Here is a 20089-nt window from a genome sequence, read left to right as displayed (position 1 = left end):
ATTTCGTTTATACCCAGCCGCTGATCTGCATGGCCTTGTACACCGCCACCACGGCGAGGATGAAGAAGGCCGACGCCGCCAGGCGACGGATCAGGGTCAGGGGCAGCTTGTCTGCGGCGAAGTTGCCTGCCAGGACCACCGGTACGTTGGCAATCAGCATGCCCAGGGTGGTACCGATGATCACCAGCCACAGATCCGGGTACTGCGCCGCCAGCATGACGGTGGCGACCTGGGTCTTGTCACCGATTTCTGCCAGGAAGAAGGCGATCAGGGTGGTCAGGAATGGGCCGAACTTGCGTGCAGTATTGGCTTCGTCGTCGTCCATCTTGTCCGGAACCAGGGTCCACAGCGCGGTGGCGGTGAAGCTGGCGGCGAGGATCCAGTGCAGGGTCGAGTCCGAGAAGAAGCTGCCGAACCAGGCGCCTACCGCACCGGCCGCCGCATGGTTGGCCAGGGTCGCGGCAACGATGCCGGCGATGATCGGCCAGGGTTTGCGAAAACGTGCGGCGAGAATCAGGGCAAGCAGTTGCGTCTTGTCGCCGATTTCGGCCAAGGCAACGATTGCGGTGGGAACGAGGAGAGAATCCAGCATCATCAGGGTTTTCCTAAGGGGCGGGTCGACACGGCTATGACACGTACAGCCTTCCCGCCCCGGGTAAGGTGTGCGTGTCATAGGTCTTGTCAAACCCTGCGGTCCGTCTGTGCGGACTCTTGGGTCGCATGCGCCATGGTCTGTTGACCAAGTATGTTGACGCATGCCGGACGAGCGTGGCGCTCGTGGGAGACTACTCCCCTAGGACGGAGCGGATTCTGCCTAGGCAAAACCCTTTCGGCAAGCCTTGTTTGCGAAAAAGGATTTCAGCCGCGCTTGGCCCGATAAATGCGAAAGCCCTGGCCTTCGGCCTTGATCGCACAGGGCCCCAGGTGCTCTTCGATCAGCGGCTGGTAGCGCAGGAAGCTGTTGGCAACTACTCGCAGTTCTCCACCTTTTTGCAGATGTTTGGCTGCTTTTCGCAGCAGGTTTTCCGTTGCCTGGTAGTCGGTATGGACCCCGGTATGGAAGGGCGGATTGGTCAGGATGCCGTTCAGCCCCATGGGCGCGGCGTCGATTCCGTCACCGGTCAGCACCTCGGCTTCCAGGCCGTTGGCCGCCAGGGTCAGGCGGCTGCTGGCGGCGGCGAAGGCGTCCACATCCAGCAGGGTCACGCGGCTGTCCGGGTAGCGGCGTTTCACTGTGGCCCCGAGCACTCCGGCACCGCAGCCGAAGTCCAGCAGGTGGCCGGCGGGCAGGTGGTCCAGGTGCTCCAGCAGCAGCGCGGTGCCGCGATCCAGCCGGCCATGGCTGAACACCCCCGGCAGGCTGATGACTTTCAGCGGGCCTTCGGCCAGCGGCAGTTCGTACTCCTGGGCCAGGCTCTGCAGGGTGAGCGGTTCGGGAGCATTGGCCACCGTGACCTGCCACAGCTGGCAGTGCCGGGCGCTATCGAGCTTGCGCGGTTTGCCGAAGGGGTTGAGTTGCTTGGCCGCACTCTCCACGCCGCTGCGCTTCTCGCCCACCAGGTACAGTTCGCGCCCGGCCAGGCGCGAGGCCAGGGCGTTGAGCAGGTAGTCGGTGAGGTCCTTGGATTTGGGCAGGAACAGCACGGCGCTGTCGAAGGATTGGGCCGGTGCGTCTACGCCAAAGTGACTGCGGCCGGGAAAGCGCGCCTCCAGGGCTGCCTGGTCGCCGGCGTGCCAGCTCCAGCCCCGGGCATTGGGCAGGCGGCCCAGCAGATCGTCGGCGGCCAGGCCGGCCAGCAGCAGTGAGCCTTGAAACAATTCAGCCTGACGCAACAGTACTTCACTGCGTGTATCCATGATCCGCCCCCGAAAAAAGTGGCGAAGTTTATCAACTCACGACCCGCAGCGGGGCGCCGCTGAAGAAGGCGTGGGCGTTTTGCGTCAATTGACCGACGATTCGCTGGCGGGCCTCGCGGCTGCCCCAAGCGTTGTGTGGAGTGACGATCAGGCGCGGAATGTCGCCGGCCAGCAGGGGGTTGCCAGCCACCGGGGGTTCGACGCTGAGCACATCGGTGGCCGCACCACCCAGGTGACCATTGCGCAATGCATCGGCCAGGGCCTGTTCATCGATCAGCCCGCCGCGGGCGGTGTTGACCACCAGGGCTCCGGGCTTGAGCAGGGCCAGTTCCCGGGCACCGATAAAGTGGCGGGTGTGCTCGTTGAGGGGGCAGTGCAGGGTCAGGGCGTCCACTTGCGGCAGCAGTTCCTCCAGCGGCAGGCGGTCCGGGCGGGTCGGGCGGCCTGGAATCTGCCCCAGCAGCACACGCATGCCAAAGGCTTCGGCCAGGCGGGCCACCGCGCTGCCCAGTTCGCCATTGCCCAGCAGGCCCAGGGTCTTGCCCGCCAGTTCGATGATCGGGTAGTCCAGCAGGCAGAACTGACTGGCCTGTTGCCAGCGCCCGGCAGCCACGGCCTGCTGGTAATCGGCGACCCGGGTGGCCAGGTTGAGCAGCAGCATCAGGGTGTGCTGGGCCACCGAGGGAGTGCCGTAGCCCTGGCAGTTGCTGACGGTGATCCCCTGCTTGCGGGCTGCGGCCAGGTCGACATTGTTGGTGCCGGTGGCGGCCACCAGGATCAGTTGCAGGTCGGGGCAGGCGGCCAGGGTTTCGGCTGTCAGTGCCACCTTGTTGCTGATGGCCACCCGGGCTCCCTGCAGGCGTTCGGCGACCTGTTCCGGCGCTGTGTGGGCATGTACTTGCAGAGGGCTGAAGCTGTCATGCAGCGCACCCAGGTCCAGGTCACCGAGGTCCAGTGAGCTGTGATCGAGGAAGACGGCGCGGCGATTGTTAGTCATGAACTGTACCTTTTGCACGAGGGTTCTAAGGCGTAATCTGCCGAGCCTAACAGATGAAATAATTAGACATACACAGGAGCCTGCATGTACTTCACCGAGTTCTTGACCGTTGCCCTCATCCATCTTCTGGCAGTGGCCAGCCCCGGCCCGGACTTCGCCGTGGTGGTGCGTGAAAGCGTGACCCACGGCCGTCGAGCCGGCACCTGGACCGCGCTGGGTGTGGGCTGCGCAATCTTCCTGCACGTGGGTTACTCGCTGCTGGGGATCGGCCTGATCGTTTCCCAGTCCATCGTCCTGTTCAACGCACTGAAGTGGCTGGCTGCGGCCTATCTGCTGTACATCGGCTACAAGGCCCTGCGTGCCCAGCCGGCCAAACCGGCGGCCGACGACCTGCACAAGGAAGCCGGGGTCCGCACTGCGCGTGGGGCCTTCACTTCAGGCTTTGTCACCAATGGCCTGAACCCCAAGGCGACCCTGTTCTTTCTCTCGCTGTTCACCGTGGTGATCAACCCGCATACGCCGCTGGCGATCCAGGCCGGGTATGGCGTGTATCTGGCGGTGGCCACCGCTGTGTGGTTCTGCCTGGTGGCCATGCTCTTCAGCCAGCAGCGGGTTCGTGCCGGCTTTGCCCGCATGGGCCACTGGTTCGACCGCACCATGGGCGCAGTGCTGATCGCCATCGGCGTGAAGCTGGCCTTCACCGAGATGCATTGATTGCGCTGAGCTGATTCAGGGCCGCCACGTAATGCCGTGGCGTATCCCCGAGCAAACGGCAGAACATCGCGCTGAAGGCCCGGGCGCTGCCGTATCCCAGCGAGTCGGCCACGTTGTGCACGCTTTCCCCGGCGAGCAGGCGTGGCAGGGCTTCCATCAGGCGCACCTGCTGGCGCCAGGCATTGAAATTCATCTGCACCTGCTGCTGGAACAGCCGCGCCAGGGTTCGTGAACTGGCGCCGACCTGCTGCGCCCAGTCTTCCAGGGTGTGGGGGTGATCCGGGGTCTGTATCAAGGTCCGGCAGATGGCTTGCAAGCGCCGGTCCTGGGGCATGGGAATGTGCAGCGGAAGGTTTTCCAGGGCGGCGATTTCTTCCAGCATCAATTGCTGGATCAAGGGGTTTTCCGCTTGTTCCGGACCTTGCACGGCACGCAGGATCAACTCCCGCAGCAGCGGTGTGACCGCCAGGACGCAGCATTGGCGCAATGCGGGCGCTGACAGCTCCGGGTCGATGAACAGAGAGCGCATGCGCACCTCGCCGACCATGAAGATTTCATGCTCCACCAGGGGCGGGATCCACACCGCCCGGCTCGGTGGGATCACCCAGGCGCCCTGGGCGGTGACCAGGCGCATGGTGCCGCAGGCGGCGTAGAGAAACTGCGCCTCGCGATGGCGGTGCAATGGTTGATGCGCGGCGTCGGGGTAGTCCCGGGGATAGGCGCTGACCGGCCCATGGTGGAAGTGGTCGATTAACATGTCCGGTCCAATGACTTTGTTGTCAGAAATGCGGTGGATTGCCAAATTAGCATAGGCGGTACAACAACCAACCCCCGGTGTGTCGCCATGAATCAAGCCCGAAACGTCATCCGCTACGTCAACGCCGCCCATGTCATCGATCACATGTTCATGCTGATCTTTCCCGCTGCCGTGCTGGGCATGACCCAGGCCTTTGGCCTGGACTATGCCGGGCTGATCGGTCTGTCCCTGGGCGGTTTCATCGCCTTTGGCGCCTGTTCGCTACCGGCCGGTTGGCTGGGGGATCACTGGAGTCGGCGGCAGATGATGCTGCTGTTCTTTTTCGGCATCGGTGGCGCTTCGATCCTCACCGGGCTCAGTAATAGCCCGAGCATGCTGGTGATCGGGCTGACCCTGATGGGAATATTCGCCGCTATCTATCATCCGGTGGGCACCGCGATGCTGGTGGCCTATGCGCAGAATCGCGGGCGCGAGATCGGCATCAACGGTATGTGGGGCAACCTCGGCGTGGCCTTCTCGGCCTTGATTACCGGCTTGCTGGTGGCGCAGTTCGGCTGGCGCTCGGCGTTCATCCTGCCAGGGGGCGTGGCCATCCTTCTGGGTGTCGGCTTTGCCTTGCAGGTGCGTGACGAGCCTGCCCCCGCACGCGCCCATGTGTCGCTCAAGGGCAAGGGCGGGCAGCAGATCTCTATGCTCCTGGTGTTCGGCGTGCTGGCCCTGGCCACAGCCACTGGCGGGGTGGTCTTCAACGCCACCACCATGACTTACCCGAAGCTGTTCCAGGAACGCCTGCATGAATTGTTCACCTCGCCGCAGACCCTGGGGGTGGTGGTCAGCCTGGCCTATGCCTTCGGCGCAGTGGCGCAGTTGTTGATCGGCCGGGTATTGCACCGCTTCAGCCTGAAGTGGCCGTTCATCATTTTGACTCTGCTCCAGGCCCCGTTGCTGCTGGCGATGGCCGACAGCCAGGGTTGGGGCGTGATCGTCCTGGGTGCGGCCTTCATGTTCGTGGTGTTTGGCCAGGTCACGGTGAACGATGCCATGGTCGCGAACTTCGTTGCGCCCCAGTGGCAGTCGCGAGTCTTCGCCTTGCGTTACTGCCTGTCGTTCGGTGCCAGTGCCACGGCGATTCCGCTGATTGCTCTGGTGGAACCGCGTGAGGGCCTGAGCGGCCTGTACCTGGTCCTGGCGGGGGTCGCGGCGCTGACGTTTGCCGCGGCGCTGGCCTTTCCCCGCACCCCCGCGGAAGCGGCAGTGGGGCAAAGCGCCTGAGGTCGTGCAGGGCCGTAACAATACTGGCCTGAAGCTAGTATTTGTACGGCCCTGCAAATCATTCCTTTGGCTGATTTAGCGGGCGCGCAGGAGCTCTAGAGTGGTTATCCTCCAGTCACGACCGAGCCGTCAGAAAAGGGATTCTTATGTTGCAGACTCGCGTTATTCCTCCCGCCGAAGGCGCCTACCAATACCCACTTCTGATCAAGCGCTTGCTGATGTCCGGCACCCGCTACGAAAAAACCCGCGAGATCATCTACCGTGACCAGTTGCGCTACACCTATCCGACCCTGATCGAGCGGGTGGCGCGCCTGGCCAATGTGCTGACCGCGGCCGGGGTCAGGGCGGGGGACACCGTGGCGGTCATGGACTGGGACAGCCATCGCTACCTGGAGTGCATGTTTGCCATCCCGATGATCGGTGCGGTGATCCACACCATCAACGTGCGTCTGTCGCCGGAGCAGATTCTCTACACCATGAACCATGCCGAGGACCGCTTCGTGCTGGTCAACAGCGAGTTCGTCGGCCTGTACCAGGCGATTGCCGGGCACCTGACCACGGTGGAGAAAACCCTGCTGCTCACCGATGCCCCGGAGAAAACCGCCGAGTTGCCGAACCTGGTGGGCGAGTACGAGACCTTGCTCGCCGCCGCCAGCCCCCAGTACGCGTTCGAGGATTTCGACGAGAACTCGGTGGCCACCACCTTCTACACCACCGGCACCACCGGCAACCCCAAGGGCGTGTACTTCACCCACCGCCAGCTGGTGCTGCACACCCTGGGGGTGTCCACCATCATGGGGGCCATCGACAGCGTGCGCCTGCTGGGCACCAACGATGTGTACATGCCCATCACCCCGATGTTCCACGTGCACGCCTGGGGCTTGCCGTACGTGGCCACCATGCTCGGGCTCAAGCAGGTCTATCCCGGGCGCTACGACCCGGAGTACCTGGTGGAGCTGTGGCGCCGGGAGAAGGTCACCTTCTCTCACTGCGTGCCGACCATCCTGCAGATGGTGCTCAATGCCAAGGCGGCCCAGGGTACGGATTTCGGCGGCTGGAAGATCGTCATCGGCGGCAGTGCGCTGAACCGCGCGCTGTACGAGGCGGCCAAGGCCAAGGGCATCCAGCTGACGGCTGCCTACGGCATGTCGGAAACCGGACCGCTGGTGTCCTGTGCACACCTGAATGATGAACTGATGGCGGGCAGCGAGGACGAGCGCACCACCTACCGCATCAAGGCCGGGGTACCGGGGCCGCTGGTGGAAGCGGCAATCATCGATGCCGAAGGCAACTTCCTCCCGGCGGACGGCGAGGCCCAGGGCGAGCTGGTGCTGCGGGCGCCCTGGCTGAGCGAAGGTTATTTCAACGAGCCGCAAAAAGGCGCCGAGCTCTGGGAAGGCGGCTGGCTGCATACCGGTGACGTGGCGACCCTGGACAGCATGGGGGTGATCGACATCCGCGACCGGATCAAGGACGTGATCAAGACCGGTGGCGAGTGGATCTCCTCCCTGGACCTGGAGGACCTCATCAGCCGCCACGTGGCGGTACGTGAAGTAGCAGTGGTGGGCATTGCCGATCCGCAGTGGGGCGAACGCCCATTCGCCCTGCTGGTCATCCGCGAGGGCCATGAGATTGGCGCCCGCGAGCTCAAGGAACACCTCAAGCCCTTCGTCGAGCTGGGCCACCTGAGCAAGTGGGCGATTCCCAGTCAGATCGCCCTTGTTACTGAAATTCCCAAGACCAGCGTTGGCAAGCTCGACAAGAAGCGCATCCGCGTCGACATCAGCGAGTGGCAAGCCAGCAACAGCACCTTCCTCTCCACGCTCTGAGCGTCCCCGGCCGTGCCCGCTCGGGCACGGCACGCCCACCCGGCAAGCCTTTGCCTTGTGCTCACGGATTTTTCAGTCATTCTTGCCGCGCCGTTTTTCAAAGGTTATGGCAAAGGGCTGTTCCAGTGCGGTGGGTGGCTGCAAATCACACTTTAGAGGGATCAAGCAGTAATCCCTGCTGGATATAGTCCGTTCACGGATTTTTCTGAACGACGGAGCATTGCGGGGGGCTCGCGCCACGCAACTTCGGAGCCGGGACAAGTGTTCATTCAACCGGTATTCGAAGCGTTTTCAGAAAAGCGTACTGCCATAACAATAATGCACATGGAGTAGCGTCGATGACATCAGCAAACCAGTTCTGGCGCCGGGCGAAACTGCCCCTGGCCGTCGGTCTCGCCTCCACGCTCGCCGGGCCGGCATTCGGCGTCAGCTTCAACATCGGTGAAATCGAAGGCAGCTTCGATTCGTCCCTGTCGGTGGGGGCCAGCTGGTCGACCGCCGGGCGCAACAAGGACCTGATCGGGGTCAACAACGGCGGCAAGGGCCTGTCCCAGACCACCGATGACGGCCACTTGAACTTCAACAAGGGCCAGACCTTCTCGAAGATCTTCAAGGGTATCCATGACCTGGAATTGAAGTACGGCGATACCGGTGTGTTTGTCCGTGGCAAGTACTGGTATGACTTCAAGCTCCAGGACGAAGACCTGGACTTCAAGAACGTCAGCAACGACAACCGTAAAGAGGGCGCCAAGTCTTCCGGCGGGCAGATTCTCGATGCCTTCATCTATCACAACTATTCCATTGCCGATGAGCCGGGCTCCGTGCGTTTCGGTAAGCAGGTGGTGAGCTGGGGCGAAAGTACCTTCATCGGTGGCGGTATCAACTCGATCAACCCCATCGATGTGTCGGCGTTCCGCCGTCCTGGCGCCGAGATCAAGGAAGGCCTGATCCCGGTCAACATGTTCTACATCTCCCAGAACCTGACCGAGAACCTGTCGGCCGAAGCCTTCTACCAGTTGGAATGGGACCAGACCGTTACCGATAACTGCGGCACCTTCTTCTCGCAGCCGGACAACATTTCCGACGGCTGTGACGACAACCTGCGACTGCTGGCCAAGCGTTCGACCATCGCCGCCACGGCGCCGGGGCGCGCGGCCCTGGCCGCGATGCAGGCTCGTGGCGTCGACGTCAACGAAGAAGGCACGCTGGTGCGTCGCAGTGGCGACCGCGATGCCCGTGACAGCGGCCAGTTCGGTGCGGCGTTCCACTACAACTTCGAGCCGCTGGACACCGAGTTCGGCGCCTACTTCATGAACTATCACAGCCGGGCGCCGATCTTCAGTGCCACGGCTGCGCCACAGTCGGCTTACGCCATTGCTCCTGGCTTCGGCACTTTGGCGCCGGTATGGATCGCCGGTAATTCGAAGTACTTCGTTGAGTATCCAGAAGACATTCGCCTGTATGGCTTGAGTTTCTCCACCACCCTGCCTACGGGGACGGCGTGGAGCGGTGAAATCAGCTACCGGCCGAATGCGCCTGTACAACTCAACTCTACCGATATTCTCTATTCCGCCGTTCGACCTCTGAAGGGGGCATTCGCCAACGCCTCGCTGCTTGAAGGTGTAGCGGGGCAGGACCTTCACGGCTATCGCCGCAAGGAAGTCACTCAGTTCCAGACCACCTTCACGCACTTCTTCGATCAGGTCATGGGCGCCAGCCGTCTGACGCTGGTGGGTGAGGTGGGGGTTACCCACGTCGGAGGCCTTGAGAGCAAGTCGGATGTCCGCTATGGACGTGATCCGGTGTTTGGTCCTGGCGCCTTGCCAGCCACCGGCGGGCAAAACACCTGTCGTGCGCTTAACTCCACCACCATTGCCGGTGCAGGTCCTGGTGCAGACGCCAGCAATCTGAGCGCCAACTGCAACAACGATGGCTTCACCACTGCCACCTCCTGGGGCTACCGCGGCCGTGCCATCTGGGAATACCCGGATGTGTTCGCTGGTGTGAACCTCAAGCCGAACGTGGCCTGGTCCCATGACGTCAAGGGTTACTCGCCAGGTCCTGGCGGCAACTTCGAAGAAGGCCGCAAGGCCATCAGCCTGGGGCTGGATGCCGAGTACCAGAACACCTACACCGCGAGCCTGGCCTACACCAACTTCTTCGGTGGCGACTACAGCACCGTGGATGACCGGGATTTCCTCGCCTTGAGCGTTGGCGTGAACTTCTAAGCACACTGCATTTTCAGGAAGAACAACAATATGAAAATCACCAAGAGTCTGTTGCACGTCGGTGTGCTGGGACTGTCACTGCTGGCCACCGGGGTCATGGCCGCGGTCTCGGCCGATGAAGCCGCCAAGCTGGGTACCAGCCTGACGCCGATGGGCGCGGAAATGGCCGGCAATGCCGCCGGCACCATTCCGGCCTGGAAGCCACTGGCGACCAATGCTGGCACCGTGGACAGCAAGGGTTTCCTGTCCAACCCCTACGGCAGCGAGCAGCCGCTGTTCACCATCACCGCGCAGAACGTCGAGCAGTACAAGGACAAGCTGGCGCCGGGGCAGTACGCGATGTTCAAGCGCTACCCGGAAACCTTCAAGATGCCGGTCTACCCGTCCCATCGCGGGGCCACCGTGCCGGCTGACGTGTTCGCCGCGATCAAGCGCAACGCCACCAGCACCAACCTGGTGTCCGGCGGCAACGGCCTGGAGAACTTCGAAACCGCGATTCCGTTCCCGATCCCGAAAAGCGGCGTGGAAGTCATCTGGAACCACATCACCCGCTATCGCGGTGGCAGTGTGACCCGCCTGGTGACCCAGGCCACGCCACAGGCCAACGGCTCCTACAGCCTGGTGTACTTCCAGGACCAGTTCGTGTTCCGCGACAAGATGAAGGACTACGATCCGAAGAACCCGGGCAACATCCTGTTCTACTTCAAGCAGAAAGTGACCGCGCCGGCGCGCCTGGCCGGTGGCGTGCTGCTGGTGCACGAAACCCTCGACCAAGTGAAGGAGCCGCGTTCGGCCTGGGTCTACAACGCTGGCCAGCGCCGCGTACGCCGCGCCCCGCAAGTGTCCTATGACGGCCCGGGTACCGCTGCCGACGGCCTGCGTACTTCCGACAACCTGGACATGTACAACGGTGCGCCGGATCGCTACGACTGGAAGCTGGAAGGCAAGAAGGAGATGTACATCGCTTCCGACAGCTACAAGCTCGACTCGCCGACCCTGAAGTACGCCGACATCATCAAGGCCGGCCACATCAACCAGGACCTGGCTCGCTATGAGCTGCGCCGGGTCTGGCATGTGGTGGCAACCTTGAAGGAAGGCCAGCGCCATATCTACGCCAAGCGTGACTTCTACATCGACGAAGACACCTGGCAGGCAGCGGTGATCGACCACTACGACGGTCGTGGCCAGCTGTGGCGCGTGGCCGAGGCTCACGCCGAGAACTACTACGACAAGCAAGTGCCGTGGTACGCCCTGGAAACCCTCTACGACCTGCAGTCCGGTCGCTACCTGGCCCTGGGCATGAAGAACGAAGAGAAACAGGCCTACGACTTCGGTTTCACCGCCACCACCAGCGATTTCACCCCAGCCGCCCTGCGTCAGGACGGGGTTCGCTGAGCCGCTGCAAATAGAGGCCGCATCCTCGGAAAAAGCCCCGACCTGGTTCGGGGCTTTTTTTTGCCTGAGGGCCCGGCCTTGGAATCCATCCAGGTACAGGCAGCTTTCTCGAAGCTAATTAGCCACTTAATCAATAAATAAACGAAATATCTTTTAATCATTCAGAGTTATCTGACCAATTTGCTCATAGTCTTTTTCACCCGAATGGTCGCAAAAATCTTCAACAGGTGGCCTTTTACCGCTAGTCTGCGGACATCTGCTACGCCGACAACCGTACATCAATAAGAGTTGGCCATGACTGACCTGTCCCCCCTGCAACGGCCTGCCAGCGCGGTGATCCCCGCTCTGGAGGGACGTTTTTATCGACCCCCCCTGCCCGATGGATACGTGCAGCGGCCGCGTCTTTGCGAGCGCCTGGGCGCCGGGTTGAAGGGGCGATTGCTGCTGGTCTGTGCGCCTGCCGGGTTTGGCAAGAGCTCGCTGGCCGTGGAGTTTTGCCAGGGCCTGCCGGATAACTGGCAGAGCCTGTGGCTGGGGTTGAGCCGCCGGGACAGCGATCCCGGGCGTTTCCTCGAGCGTCTGTTGGCCGGTCTGCAGCAGTACTTTCCCCAATTGGGACGGCAGTCCCTGGGCCTGTTGAAAATGCGTCAGCGCCACCAGCCCTTCGCCTTTGAAGAGTGGCTGGACGGCCTGCTGGATGAGCTGGCGGTGCAATTGACCGGTGCCAGTCCGTTATTGCTGGTGCTGGACGACTATCACCTGGCGCAGGGGCCGGTCCTCGATCGTTGCCTGCAGTTTTTTCTCAATCACCTGCCCGATGGCTTGCTGGTGCTGGTCACCAGCCGCCAACGCCCGGACTGGCACCTGGCGCGGCTGCGGTTGTCCCGGCAACTGCTGGAGCTGCACGAGCAGGATTTGCGCCTGACCCACGACGAATCCCTGAGCCTGCTCGACCGGCACAGCAGTTCGCTGCGCGGCGAAGCCCTGGAAAACCTGATTCAGCGCAGCGAAGGCTGGGTGGCCGGGCTGCGTTTCTGGCTGCTGGCGGCGTCCGAGGCGGGAGCCGGGGGCGCGCTACCCCAGGGCCTGCATGGCGGGGAAGGACTGATCCGCGACTACCTGCTGGAAGAGGTCATCGACTGCCTGCCCGCCGAAGTGCAGTCATTCCTGTATGACACGGCGCCCCAGGAGCGGTTTTGCGCCGAGCTGTGCGATGCCCTGCGCGAAGCCCATGACAGCGCCGAGATCCTGGGTTTCCTCCAGGCCCACCAGGTATTCCTGGTGCCCCTGGATGAACACGGCCATTGGTATCGTTATCACCACCTGTTTTCCGACCTGCTGCGCAGCCGGCCCACGGCCAATGCCCTGGTGCCAGCGGCCAGCCTGCACCTGCGCGCCTGCCGCTGGTTCAACGCCCAGGGGCTGCTCGACGAAGCGGTGGAGCAAGCGCTGCGCGCCGGGCACCTGGACGTGGCGGCCAACCTGGTGCAGAACCTGTCCGAAGAGCAACTGCTGGCGGAACAGAACGTCGGCATGCTGCTGCGCTGGAAGATGGACCTGCCCGACAGCCTGCTGATCAGCACGCCGCGGCTGATCGTGCTCTACAGCTGGGCCCTGGGCCTGGCCTGCCAGCTGGATGCGGCGGAGGAACTGGCCAATCACCTGAGTCGTTTCCTGCCGGCCCCTTCGGCCACGGCGCAGAAGTCGATGTTGGCGCAATGGCTGGCCCTGAGCGGAATCATCGCCCGTGGCCGCGGCCAGCGGGAAAACACCCTGGCCTATTGCAGCGAGGCCCTGGAAAGCCTGCCGCCCAAACGTTATGGGCAGCGCCTGATGTGCCTGTCGACCTTGTCCAACCTGGCCATTACCGATGCCGATCTGTGGCGGGCCCGCAGCCTCAATCGCGAATCCCTGGAGCTGGCGCAACGGGTCGGCAATCCGTTGTTCGAAGCCCTGGCCCACTACGACCGTGCCCGGGTCCTGCAGGCCCGCGGCGAAGTGCTGCGGGCGCAGGAGGAGGTACACCAGGGGCTGCGGCGCTTGCAGGGCCTGTCGGCCCAGCGGTTGTATGCGGTGCGGGCCCGGTTGACCCTGTATGACGGTTATCTGCTGACCCTGCGCGCCCAGCCCGAGGCCGGTCTGGTGCGCTTGCAGGCCGGCCTGGTGGAGGCCCGGGCCTGTCGCGATATCAGCGTGCTGATCGGTCACTGCGTGATCGCCAAGCAGGAAGGCCTGGGTGGCGAGTTCTCCCGAGCCTTCGCCGAGCTGGCGGAAGCCGAGCGCTTGATGCACATCTGGGACGTGCCACCGATCTATTACCTGGCAATGATCACCCTGGTGAAATGCGAGCTGTGGCTGGCCCAGGGGCGTACCGATCTGGCCGAAGCCTGGCTGGCCCGCCTGGGCCAGACCTACACCGGCGAACAGGCGGCGGCGCCACCGGAGTTCCACCCGCAATTGCCGTTGCACATCGAATTGCAGCAAGCCCAGCTTGAAAGCATCAAGGGCGATCTGAGCCGGGCGGAGCAGCGCTTGAATCGGTTGGTCGAGCATGGTCAGCAAAGCGGCCGGCAGTTGCTGAGCGTCATGGCCCTGACCCAGAAAGCCGCACTGTTGCTGGCGGCCGGTCGCGGTCCGCAGGCCCGCCAGGACCTGGCCCAGGCTCTGGAGGCCGGGGTTGGAGGCGCGGTGCAGCCGTTCATGGCATTGCTCCATGGCCATCCCGGCTGGATGCGTGAGCAGTTGCAGCAGGGCGTATCGACAGCCCTGACCCAGGCGTTGCTGGAGCGGTTGCCGGCAGCATCGCGTGAACCTCAGGAGATCGTGGCCCATAACGAGTCCTTGAGCTCCCGGGAGCTTTCAGTGTTGCAGTTGATCGCCCAGGGCTGCTCCAACCAGGAAATTAGCGAGCGCCTGTTCATCTCGTTGCATACGGTGAAGACCCATGCCAGCCATATCAACAGCAAGCTGGGGGTAGAGCGCCGGACCCAGGCCGTGGCCCGGGCCCAGGAGCTGGGGTTGCTGGGGTAGGCACTGCGCCACTGGCTGCCGGGGCTAGCGGGCCAGGTGCTCCTTGCAGTAGTCGGCGAACAACCGCGCCGGCTTGGTCAGTTGGCCACGTTTGAGCCAGGCGGCCACCAGGCCTGAACCTGTGACGTCCTCGACAATGTCGACACACACCACCGGCTTGCCATCGTAGGAAAAAGGCGAGTGGGGGCGGGTGACCAGGATCGAGAAACCGAAGCCCTGGCCGACCATCCCGCGCACCATCTCGATGGACGGTGAGCTGAAGGCAATCTGCGGCGTCAGCCCCAGTTCTTCGAACAGGCTGACGAAATAGGTGCGGCTCGGTTGCACGTCCAGCAGGATCATCGGCTCCAGGCACAGGTCGCGCAGCGATACCTGGGGCTGCTTGGCGTAGCGATGGCCGGCCGGCAGCAAGGCGTAAGGCCGTTGCGGCGGCATCAGTGGCTCGGTTTCGATGGTGCCGTCCAGGTCATGCTCATAGAGGATCGCCAGATCGAACGCGCCACCGGTCAGGCCCTGTACCAGTTCCTGCTGCTCACCATCACGGATGCGGATTTCCACCCCGGGATAGAGCGCGCTGAAGCCGGCGATCAGCTGTGGCAGGTACAGCGGTGCCACGGTTTCGAAGCAGCCGATGTCGATCTGTCCGGCGACCACGTCGTTGTCTGCCAGGGCGTTCTGCTCGAACTCCTTGGCCATGCGCAGCAGCTCCTGGGCCTTGCGGTAGAAACGTGCCCCGCTGGGGGTCAGGGAGACGCCGAGGGCATGGTGACGAATCAGCAATTGCACGCCGAAGCTGTCCTCCAGGCCCTTGATGGCGGTGGAGATCGACGGCTGGGCAATGTACAGCTTGCGTGATGCCTCGGCGACGCTGCCGCACTCGACGGTGGTGATGAAGTACTTCAGTTGACGCAGATTGTAGGCAGCCACAGCGAACCTCGTTCTTTGCCCGGGCACGGGGGAAGGGCGGCCGGGTCAGGGTGACCCGGGACTTGCATGCATCACCGCGCATGCAGTGCGCTTGATGCAAGCAAGTTACGCACCGGCAAGGCTCCCCCGGCGTGTTTTTTTGTCCCGCAACAATACTCACAAGTGCCGGGAGGGAGGGCATGACCAAGGCAGTTTTTTCATCGCTTGCGAGCACATTTTTCCTCGCTTGGCTTCAGGCACTCTCCTCGCCGGGGTCGGCGGGCGGGGCTTCCTCGGTCGGGGTGGCGTCGAAGTCCAGGGTGACGCTGAAGCGTTGCTCCTCCACCAGCACGTCGATGCGCCAGCCCAGGCGGGCACACAACTGGCGCATCAGTTCCAGACCCAGGCCGTAGCCGTAGTCGCTGGAAGGCTCGATCTGCTTGGCTTCGCGGATGCGGTTGAGAATGCGCAGGCGCGGGTAGTCGAAGTGGATCTCGATGGTGCCGTCATCGGCATATTGCAGGGCGTTGCGCAGGAAATTGCCGACCACGATTCGGCAGGCGGTCAGGGGCAGGCGGCAGGGCGTGGTGCTGATGTCCAGGGTCAGTTCGATATCCCGTGTACCGATCAGGTAGCGCTGCTCCTGGATCAGCTCGTTGACCAGCCCGCTCATGTCGATGGGCTCCTCGGGCAGGGCTTCGGGCAGCTCGCGGCTCATCCACAGCAAGGTCTCGGCGATGCGCTGCATGTTCAGCACCGAGCGTTCGATACGTTGCAGGGGCGGCGGCAGGGCGCCGCCGGATTGCAGGGTCAGCAGCTCGATATTGGCCTTGAGCACTGCCAGCGGGGTACGCAGTTCATGGCTGGTGTAGCGTAGCAGCCGACCTTCACGCAGGCTGGCAGCCTGGACCTGTTGCATGCTCTGGGCCAGGGCGTCGGCCAGCATATTGAATTCCTTGAAGCTGAAATTGGGCCGTTCGCCGGCCACCGTGTCGGGGTCCTTGAGGGTACTGGACCACTGGGACAGGCGGCCCAGGGGCCGTACCAGCCACCAGACCAGCAGGGCAATGATGATCAGCGCCGGTATGAACACCGCCAGGCTGATGAAAATCACCCCGTGCAGTTCACGGTCCAGGTAGGCGTCGGACAGTGGCGTCTCGACTTCGCCGCCTTCTTCCTGGTCATGGTCGACGTCGTACATGTACAGGGTCTTGCCGTCCGCCAGGGGTTGGGCAAGGATCGCCCGGCCTTCATCGTCGTCATCGGAATCCAGGTCGCCAAAGACCTGGACTGCACCGAAGGACAGGCTCGGGGGCGTGTCCAGCAATTGGCGGACCTTCTCGGGCAGCGCCTCCTTGCCGATGACGCTGGTATAGAAATAGTTGTGCGGCGGCGGGGTCGTGGGGTCCTTGTTGTAGTGCCTGGCGAAGTACTGGGCTTCTTCCTCCATCATCGCGCTGGCGGTGTAGAGCAGGCCGCGGACGCTGTATTCCGGCAGCAGCAGACTGTAGATCAGCAGTACCACGGCAATCAGCAGCAGGAAGCTGCCGCTGATCACCCATTTCAAACTCAGGCCGTTACGCATGTGACCTCAGCTGTATGCCAATACCGGGAAGGGTGTGGATCAGGGGCTGGTCGAAGGACTTGTCCACAGTCTTGCGCAGCCGGTGCATATGCACCTTGAGGGTGTTGCTGTCGGGCGGCTCGTCGCCCCAGATCGTCGCCTCCAGGCGTTCCCGGGTGACAGGCTCGGGGCTGGCGCGCATCAGGCATTCCAGCAGGGTCCAGCAGATGGGCGACAGGTGCAGTTCCTGGCCGGCGCGGCTGACCTTGCGGGTGGTCAGCTCCATTACCAGGTCGGCCACCTGCAGGCGGCTGGCCTGGCCGCTGCGGCGCAGGCTCAGGGCACGGATCCTGGCCACCAGCTCGGCCAGTTCGAAGGGCTTGACCAGATAATCGTCGGCACCGGCGGCAAAGCTGGCGAGCTTGTCCGACAGGGCATCCAGCGAGGTGAGCATGAGGATGGGGGTCTGGCTGCCGTTCTGGCGCAGTTGTTCGCACAGCTGCTGGCCGTCCAGCCGCGGCAGCATGATGTCGAGGAGGATCACGTCGTAATGCTGGCTCAGGGCCAGGTTAAGGCCGGTCTGGCCGTTGCTGGCGTGGTCGCAGACGATGCCGCCGATTTCCAGGTACTCGATGACGGTATTGGCCAGGTCAAGGTTGTCCTCGACCAGCAGCAGGTGAATATGCACGGAAACGTCCCCTTGGACCCTTGGCACTCGATGGGCCGAAGGATAGCGGAAGCCGAGGCTTTTCCATTGATGTTTACCCGCTGTTAACCCGGCGCTCTCTAAGCTCAGGCTCTTCTTAACTGCAGAGCGCGGCACAGCCATGAACCTGTCTTCAGTGCTCAAAGGCATCCTGCTGGTGTTGATTCTTCTCGGCCTGATGGCTTGCGTCCTGCCGTCCGGGGCACCCATGGTGCGCCTTGGGGACGGCGGCCCCTTGAGCTTGTTCCTGCTGGGGCATGACCTGCAACGGGCGGAGGCCGAGCATGTCGCGGGTATCGTCTGACGATAGCGGCGCCGGCTACACCGACCAGTTGGTGCTGTGTCTGATGCTGATCCTGTGTGTATCCATTTCCCTGGGTGCCTATATCGTGCGCTTCAACGCCCAGATCGACCGCCAGCGCGAGCTGTCGCCGGTGCACTTGCTGGAGTGTGGTCAGGGGCGGGGGGCCTTTATCGTCGACCCCCATGGCCGGCTTAGCAGCAGCGACAATTGCTACCTGGTGGACGAAGACGACTAGCCTCGCCGCCTGGCAGCGCCCAGAATGATCCGCCTTCGAGTTCCAGCGCAAGAAACGAGGTTCTTGCGCTGAAATCTCGTTCTACAGTGCAGGCGTACTGAGATGAAGGCGGCGAACCCCAGGGTTGCCGGCCTGATTTCCCTGGCGGATTGAAGGAGAACTGCGATGTCCTGCGTATTCAAGAAAATGGCGTCCCCGGTTGGCCAACTGACCCTGGTCGCCCGGGGAGCGAAGCTGGCGGCGATTCTGTGGGAGCACGAGCGGCAGAACCGGGTGCGCCTGGGCCCGCTGCAGGAAGCCGCGGAGCATCCGCTGTTGCTGGAGACCGAGCGCCAGTTGCGCGAATACTTTGCCGGTACCCGCGAGCGTTTCGAGCTTGAGCTGGACTTTGTCGGCACCGAGTTCCAGCGCCAGGTCTGGCAAGCCCTGCTGACCATTCCTTTCGGCGAGACCCGCAGTTACAGCCAGATCGCCCGACAGATCGGCAATCCCACTGCAGTGCGTGCGGTAGGGGCGGCCAATGGGCGTAATCCGATCTCGATCGTCGCCCCCTGCCACCGGGTGATCGGCGCCTCGGGCAGCCTCACCGGTTTCGCCGGCGGTCTTGAGGCCAAGCAGTTCCTGTTGGCACTGGAAGGCGAGGAAACGTTGCAACTGGCGTTCTGAGTAAGCAGTGGCGGCGAGCTGTGACAGAATGGCCCATCGATTTTTCTGGAGCCTTCCCATGGACGCCGCCAAGCCCAGCCTCATCCGCGAAACCTTCCCCGTCGGCCCGCTGCAGTGCAACTGCACCATCATTGGCGACCCGCTGACCAAGAAAGCCATAGTCGTCGATCCGGGCGGCAACCCCGACCTGATCATGGCGCGCCTGGACGCACTGGGCCTGAAGGTGGTGAGCATCATCCATACCCATGCCCATCTGGATCACTTCCTGGCCTCCGGGCAGATGAAGGAAAAGACCGGCGCCACCCTGCACTTGCACAAGGACGACCAGTTTCTCTGGGACAACCTTGAGATGCAGTGCAGCATGTTCGGCGTGCCCTACACCCCTGTGCCGTCCCCGGATCGCTGGTTGGGTGATGACGAAGAGCTGGCCTGCGGTTGCGGTGTGGCCTTGCACACTCCAGGGCATACCCCAGGTTCCATGAGCTTTTGGTTTTCCGAGGCTAAGCTTCTGATTGCCGGCGACACGCTGTTCAAGCGCGGGGTCGGGCGCACGGATTTGTGGGGTGGCGACCAGGCCACGCTGGTGCGTTCGATCAAGCAGCGTCTCTATACCCTCGACGAAGACGCCACAGTGGTTGCCGGGCACGGCCCAGACACCCGGCTGGGAGATGAGATGCGTCAGAACCCGTTCGTGCGAGCCTGACTATTTGCCCGTTGGTTCACGGAATTTTTGCCGTTCTGCGTGTTCCAACGCCGGCAAAGGTCTATTGCCAACGTCCGCTGCACCACAGAATGCAAAATGTAGGAGCTTTCCATGTTCACCTCACGTCGTTTGATTGTTGTCGCTACTGCTGTGGCCTTGTTGTCCGGCTGCGCTTCGCCTAACCCCTATGACAACCAGGGGCAGGCCGACGGCGGCTCGTCTGGCATGAGTAAAACCGCCAAGTACGGTGGGCTGGGAGCCTTGGCCGGTGCGTTGGCTGGTGCTGCCATCGACCACAACAACCGTGGCAAGGGGGCCTTGATCGGTGCAGCAGTGGTCGGTGCTTCCGCTGCAGGTTATGGCTACTACGCTGACCAGCAGGAGAAAAAACTGCGCGCCAGCATGGCTAACACCGGGGTCGAAGTGCAGCGCCAGGGCGATCAGATCAAGCTGATCATGCCGGGCAATATCACCTTCGCCACTGACTCGGCGAATATCGCGCCCAGCTTCTACCAGCCCCTGAACAACCTGGCCAACTCCCTGCGTGAGTTCAACCAGAACCAGATCGAGATCGTCGGCTACACCGACAGCACCGGCAGCCGTCAGCACAACATGGATCTGTCCCAGCGTCGCGCCCAGAGCGTAGCGACCTACCTGACGTCCCAGGGGGTCAGCGGTTCCAACCTGTCCGCTCGTGGCGCCGGTCCGGACAACCCGATCGCCAGCAACGCCGATGTCAACGGCCGTGCGCAGAACCGTCGGGTCGAGGTCAACCTCAAGGCGATTCCGGGCCAGCAGTACCAGCAACCGAACCAGCAGTACCAGCAGCCCTATCAGCAGCAAGGTCAGCAATACCAGCAGTATCCCTGACCGGACTGGCTGAACCCCAGGCATAAAAAAGCCCGCCCGATACAGATCGGGCGGGC

At 63.0% G+C, this 20089-nt stretch carries 18 protein-coding genes and 1 riboswitch; of the genes, 11 read left to right on the top strand and 7 right to left on the bottom strand.

Translation table 11 applies throughout. From position 1 onward, the window contains the following. Positions 1-7 precede the first annotated feature (7 nt). The 3 genes from AC1RCO_RS19805 to AC1RCO_RS19795 all read right to left on the bottom strand — a co-directional run bounded on the left by AC1RCO_RS19805 (position 8) and on the right by AC1RCO_RS19795 (position 2854). On the bottom strand, positions 8-592 hold the full coding sequence (locus tag AC1RCO_RS19805) for a TMEM165/GDT1 family protein (RefSeq protein ID WP_011063370.1): 585 nt from the start codon (positions 590-592) through the stop codon (positions 8-10). A 91-nt stretch (positions 593-683) separates the two neighbouring features. Continuing rightward, positions 684-807: riboswitch (yybP-ykoY riboswitch) on the bottom strand. 51 nt (positions 808-858) lie between these two features. Then, positions 859-1857, bottom strand: coding sequence for a methyltransferase (locus AC1RCO_RS19800; protein WP_011063369.1), 999 nt, complete (start codon positions 1855-1857; stop codon positions 859-861). 31 nt (positions 1858-1888) lie between these two features. Then, positions 1889-2854 (bottom strand): 2-hydroxyacid dehydrogenase, encoded by a 966-nt coding sequence (locus tag AC1RCO_RS19795; RefSeq protein ID WP_283989149.1) that lies wholly within the window; start codon positions 2852-2854, stop codon positions 1889-1891. An 84-nt stretch (positions 2855-2938) separates the two neighbouring features. On the opposite strand from AC1RCO_RS19795, the gene AC1RCO_RS19790 reads away from it, so the two are divergent. After that, positions 2939-3568 carry a LysE family translocator gene (locus AC1RCO_RS19790; RefSeq protein ID WP_011063367.1) on the top strand — a complete coding sequence of 210 codons (630 nt, stop codon included), beginning with the start codon at positions 2939-2941 and terminating at the stop codon, positions 3566-3568. Here AC1RCO_RS19790 and AC1RCO_RS19785 read toward each other — a convergent pair. Then, positions 3552-4325 (bottom strand): AraC family transcriptional regulator, encoded by a 774-nt coding sequence (locus AC1RCO_RS19785; protein WP_011063366.1) that lies wholly within the window; start codon positions 4323-4325, stop codon positions 3552-3554. The genes AC1RCO_RS19790 and AC1RCO_RS19785 overlap by 17 nt on opposite strands. 87 nt (positions 4326-4412) lie before the next feature. Between AC1RCO_RS19785 and AC1RCO_RS19780 the strand changes: the two genes are divergently transcribed. The 5 genes from AC1RCO_RS19780 to AC1RCO_RS19760 all read left to right on the top strand — a co-directional run bounded on the left by AC1RCO_RS19780 (position 4413) and on the right by AC1RCO_RS19760 (position 14079). Beyond that, the gene (locus AC1RCO_RS19780) at positions 4413-5597 is read left to right on the top strand and encodes an MFS transporter (protein ID WP_065365207.1); all 1185 of its coding nucleotides are present in this window, start codon (positions 4413-4415) and stop codon (positions 5595-5597) included. 146 nt (positions 5598-5743) lie between these two features. Continuing rightward, on the top strand, positions 5744-7426 hold the full coding sequence (locus tag AC1RCO_RS19775; protein ID WP_065365208.1) for a fatty acid--CoA ligase: 1683 nt from the start codon (positions 5744-5746) through the stop codon (positions 7424-7426). Positions 7427-7764: 338 nt separating this feature from the next. Further along, positions 7765-9654, top strand: a complete 1890-nt coding sequence (locus AC1RCO_RS19770; protein WP_492617963.1) for a DUF1302 domain-containing protein — start codon at positions 7765-7767, stop codon at positions 9652-9654. Positions 9655-9684: 30 nt separating this feature from the next. Next, entirely contained in the window at positions 9685-11049 is a 1365-nt protein-coding gene (locus tag AC1RCO_RS19765) for a DUF1329 domain-containing protein (RefSeq protein WP_011063362.1), read from the top strand. A 294-nt stretch (positions 11050-11343) separates the two neighbouring features. Further along, positions 11344-14079, top strand: coding sequence for a winged helix-turn-helix domain-containing protein (locus tag AC1RCO_RS19760; protein WP_236203323.1), 2736 nt, complete (start codon positions 11344-11346; stop codon positions 14077-14079). A 24-nt stretch (positions 14080-14103) separates the two neighbouring features. Here AC1RCO_RS19760 and AC1RCO_RS19755 read toward each other — a convergent pair whose 3' ends face one another. The 3 genes from AC1RCO_RS19755 to AC1RCO_RS19745 form a co-directional block, all read right to left on the bottom strand. Then, positions 14104-15006, bottom strand: a complete 903-nt coding sequence (locus AC1RCO_RS19755) for a LysR family transcriptional regulator (protein ID WP_011063360.1) — start codon at positions 15004-15006, stop codon at positions 14104-14106. Positions 15007-15238: 232 nt separating this feature from the next. Then, positions 15239-16570, bottom strand: coding sequence for a sensor histidine kinase (locus AC1RCO_RS19750; protein WP_053160007.1), 1332 nt, complete (start codon positions 16568-16570; stop codon positions 15239-15241). Then, positions 16563-17237 carry a response regulator transcription factor gene (locus tag AC1RCO_RS19745; protein WP_011063358.1) on the bottom strand — a complete coding sequence of 225 codons (675 nt, stop codon included), beginning with the start codon at positions 17235-17237 and terminating at the stop codon, positions 16563-16565. Before AC1RCO_RS19745 ends, AC1RCO_RS19750 begins: the two co-directional genes overlap by 8 nt. Positions 17238-17376: 139 nt before the next feature. On the opposite strand from AC1RCO_RS19745, the gene AC1RCO_RS19740 reads away from it, so the two are divergent. From AC1RCO_RS19740 to AC1RCO_RS19720, 5 genes are all read left to right on the top strand, one after another. Beyond that, positions 17377-17559, top strand: coding sequence for a hypothetical protein (locus AC1RCO_RS19740; RefSeq protein ID WP_011063357.1), 183 nt, complete (start codon positions 17377-17379; stop codon positions 17557-17559). Next, positions 17540-17794, top strand: coding sequence for a hypothetical protein (locus tag AC1RCO_RS19735; RefSeq protein WP_011063356.1), 255 nt, complete (start codon positions 17540-17542; stop codon positions 17792-17794). Before AC1RCO_RS19740 ends, AC1RCO_RS19735 begins: the two co-directional genes overlap by 20 nt. Before the next feature lie 165 nt (positions 17795-17959). Further along, positions 17960-18460, top strand: a complete 501-nt coding sequence (locus AC1RCO_RS19730) for a methylated-DNA--[protein]-cysteine S-methyltransferase (RefSeq protein WP_011063355.1) — start codon at positions 17960-17962, stop codon at positions 18458-18460. A 58-nt stretch (positions 18461-18518) separates the two neighbouring features. After that, a complete protein-coding gene (locus AC1RCO_RS19725) occupies positions 18519-19163 on the top strand; it encodes an MBL fold metallo-hydrolase (RefSeq protein WP_015636939.1) in 645 nt (214 codons plus the stop codon). 111 nt (positions 19164-19274) lie between these two features. After that, entirely contained in the window at positions 19275-20033 is a 759-nt protein-coding gene (locus AC1RCO_RS19720) for a YiaD family glycine zipper/OmpA-like lipoprotein (RefSeq protein ID WP_011063337.1), read from the top strand. Positions 20034-20089: the final 56 nt, after the last annotated feature.

Source organism: Pseudomonas sp. GW823-FHT03E05, from assembly GCF_058796855.1.
This window is presented reverse-complemented; position numbering and strand designations above follow the sequence as displayed.